Raw genomic sequence first — 3238 nt, 5'->3', positions numbered from 1 at the left:
CGCGCCGTGGCGCGCAGCGCTGCCCGCGACACGCCGGCGGCCGAGGCTCGCGGCGCCGGCCCGCCCGGCCAGGGGCCTTGACGCATCGGGCCGGGCGGGGCGCCCATCACAGCGCGACGACGAGGTCGATCTCCACCAAGGCGCCGACCGCCAGCGCGGTGACGCCGACGCAGGTGCGGGCGGGCAACCCGCCCGGCGGGAAGCTGGCCTCCCACACCGCATTCATGGCGGCATAGTCGCGCTCGAACGCCGTCAGGTAGACGCGGGCGAAGACCGTCCGCTCCCACTGCCCGCCGCTGCCGTCCAGCACGGTCTTCAGGTTGGCGATCACCTGGCGCGTCTGCGCCTCGATCCCGCCCTCGACCAGCACCATGCCGCCGCCGGGCAGGGTTGGCATCTGGCCGGTGACGAACAGGACATCGCCGGCCCGGACGGCGTGGGAGAAGGGCGCGACGCGTTGCGGCGCCCCGGGCAGCAGGAAGCGGGCGATCTCGAGCATGGCGGGTCCTCGTCCCGGGGGCGGTGCATGGCTCGACCGGCCGGGCCGCATGGGCCACCCTGGCCCGGATGAGGATAGGGCGGATCCTGGCGCGGCGTGAACGCCGGGCCGCGTGGCGCCGCCCTGCCACCAACAGCCTGGCGCCGCCTGCGGGATCCGGCGCCCGGGCCAGCCGGCATCGGCAAAGCGGGGAGGGCGCATCGCATGACGTCTGGACAGGATCGCCTCGCCCTCATCACCGGCGCCGCGCGCGGCATCGGCGCCGGCATCGCCGCCCGACTGGCCGAGGCCGGGCACCCGGTGGTGCTGGCGGATGTGATCGAGGAGGTGGAGGCGACCGCCGGGGCGCTGCGCGCCCGCGGCCTCTCCGCCCGCGCCATCCGGCTGGACGTTGCCGACGACGAAGCGGTCGCCGGCCTGCCCGCGGTGCTGGGCAGGGATTGGGACCGGCTTGCGATCCTGGTGAACAATGCCGGCATCTCGCCCAAGGGGCCGGATGGCCGCGCCCGCAAGGTGCGGGACATGCCGGCCGAGGAATGGCGCCGCGTGCTGGCGGTGAACCTGACCGGCGCCTTCCTCGTCACCCAGGCCTGCCTGCCGCCCATGCGGGCGCGGCGCTGGGGCCGTATCATCATGCTGACCAGCCAAGCGGCGCGGGCGAAGAGCCAGATCGCCGGTGCCCATTACGCCGCGGCGAAGAGCGGGCTGACGGGCCTCGCCCGCAGCCTGGCGGTGGAATGCGGCCCGGACGGCATCACGGTGAACAGCATCGCCCCGGGGCGGATCGACACGCCGATGGCGCGCGGCACCACCGACGCCGCCAATGCCGCCTTCCTCGCCAATGTGCCGCTCGGCCGGGTGGGGACGCCGGCGGATGTGGCGGCGGTCGCCGCCTTCCTGGCCTCCGACGATGCCGGCTACCTGACCGGCGCCACCCTCGATGTCGGCGGCGGCAGCTTCATGCCGTGACGGGCGGGCGGGGCCACGGCCGGGGGCCGGGCGAACCGACACGGACCGTTTCTTGACACCCCACCCCCCGGCAGGCTTCATCCGCCGGCCTGACCCGCCGCCCCCGCCGGGGGCCCGACCCGCGGGCTTGAACCCAGCGGTGATCCCCTTGAGCACCTCCATGGCGAAGAAGAAGTCCGGTGGCTGGCTGGAAAGCGTCAAGACCATCCTCTATGCCGGCCTGATCGCCATCGGCATCCGCACCATCGCCTTCGAGCCGTTCAACATCCCCTCGGGCTCGATGATCCCGACTCTGCTGGTGGGTGACTATCTCTTCGTCTCCAAGTATTCCTACGGCTATTCGCGCTATTCGATGCCCTTCGGGCCGAACCTGTTCTCCGGGCGGATCTTGGGCAGCCTGCCGGACCGTGGCGACGTGGCGGTGTTCAAGCTGCCGCGCGACCCCAGCCAGGACTACATCAAGCGCATCATCGGCCTGCCCGGCGACCGCATCCAGGTCATCCGCGGCGTGCTGCACGTGAACGGCCAGGCGGTGAAGCGGGAGCCGGTGGGGACCACGGTCGCCGAGGACCGCGAGAGCCGCATGACGGTCCGCCAGTTCCGCGAGACGCTGCCGGGCGGCCGGGTGCATGCCATCGTCGAGCAGTCGGACGACGGCGCGCTCGACAACACCCAGGAATTCCGGGTGCCGGAGAACCACGTCTTCGCCATGGGCGACAACCGCGACAACAGCCTGGACAGCCGGGTGCCGAGCGCGGTGGGCTTCATCCCGGTGGAGAACCTGGTCGGCCGGGCCGAGTTCATCTTCTTCTCGATCGACGGCAACCGCGCCGCCTGGTGGGAGGTGTGGGCATGGCCGATGGCGATCCGCTGGGACCGGCTGTTCTCCGGGGTGCGGTGAGCGTGAGGGGATGACGGCCGAGGCGGCCTTCGCCGCGAAGCTGGGCCATGAATTCGCCCGGCCGGAGCTGCTGGCCCAGGCGCTGACCCATTCCTCCGCCACCCAGGGCAGCCGCCTGTCGTCGAACGAGCGGCTGGAATTCGTCGGCGACCGGGTGCTGGGCCTGATCGTCGCGGAATGGCTGGTGGAGCGCTTCCCGGCGGAGCGGGAGGGCGATCTCGGCAAGCGGCTCTCGGCGCTGATCTCGGCCGAGGCGCTGGCCGGCATCGCCGAGCGCCTGGACCTGGCGGCCGCCCTGAAGATGCCGGAGAGCTACCGGCAGCAGGGCTTCCGCACCTGGGTGAACATCCTGTCCGATGCGTTGGAGGCGGTGCTGGGCGCGATCTACCTAGATGGCGGGCTGGAGGCGGCGCGTGGCTTCGTCCGCCGCGAATGGTCCGGCCTGCTGGAGGAGCACCGCAAGCCGCCGCTGCCGGCCAAGAGCCGGCTGCAGGAATGGACGCTGGGGCGTGGCCTGGGCCTGCCTGTCTATGTCCTGACCTCCTCGGAAGGGCCGGCGCACAGCCCGGTCTTCAAGGTGACGGTCGCCGCCGCGGGGCGGGAGGCGGAGGGCGAGGGCGCCACCAAGCGCGCGGCGGAACAGGCGGCGGCCGAGGCCTGGCTGGCCGGACTCAAGCGCGGATGAGCGGGACACAGGACGGGCCAGGCCCGCAGGCGCCCGCCGATGCCGGCGGGACCGAGGGCGACGCGGCCATGCCGGGCACGGCCGGCGGCGACCATCGGCGCGACGGCGATGCCGGTGCCGTGGCGGAGGCGGCGGCCGGCACCGGCGCGGCCGGCGATGCCGGCACGCCGGACGAGGGCGATGG

At 73.3% G+C, this 3238-nt stretch carries 5 protein-coding genes; 4 read left to right on the top strand and 1 reads right to left on the bottom strand.

Going from position 1 to position 3238, the window contains the following annotated elements:
- Positions 1 to 106: 106 nt before the first annotated feature.
- Positions 107 to 499 carry a RidA family protein gene (locus E2C05_RS30180; protein ID WP_133223311.1) on the bottom strand — a complete coding sequence of 131 codons (393 nt, stop codon included), beginning with the start codon at positions 497 to 499 and terminating at the stop codon, positions 107 to 109.
- Between the two features lie 204 nt (positions 500 to 703).
- On the opposite strand from E2C05_RS30180, the gene E2C05_RS30175 reads away from it, so the two are divergent.
- The 4 genes from E2C05_RS30175 to E2C05_RS30160 all read left to right on the top strand — a co-directional run.
- Entirely contained in the window at positions 704 to 1468 is a 765-nt protein-coding gene (locus E2C05_RS30175; RefSeq protein ID WP_133223310.1) for an SDR family oxidoreductase, read from the top strand.
- Between the two features lie 160 nt (positions 1469 to 1628).
- Positions 1629 to 2369, top strand: a complete 741-nt coding sequence (gene lepB, locus E2C05_RS30170) for a signal peptidase I (RefSeq protein ID WP_133223312.1) — start codon at positions 1629 to 1631, stop codon at positions 2367 to 2369.
- 10 nt (positions 2370 to 2379) lie between these two features.
- Entirely contained in the window at positions 2380 to 3054 is a 675-nt protein-coding gene (gene rnc, locus E2C05_RS30165) for a ribonuclease III (protein ID WP_133223309.1), read from the top strand.
- Positions 3051 to 3238: hypothetical protein (locus E2C05_RS30160; protein WP_205083181.1), on the top strand; the 188-nt coding region annotated here is incomplete at its 3' end. The genes rnc and E2C05_RS30160, both read left to right, overlap by 4 nt.

Source organism: Paracraurococcus ruber (genome assembly GCF_004353985.1).
GTDB lineage: Bacteria > Pseudomonadota > Alphaproteobacteria > Acetobacterales > Acetobacteraceae > Paracraurococcus > Paracraurococcus ruber.
Note: the sequence above shows the minus strand (reverse complement) of the source record. Positions and strands in the feature narration are given on the sequence as shown.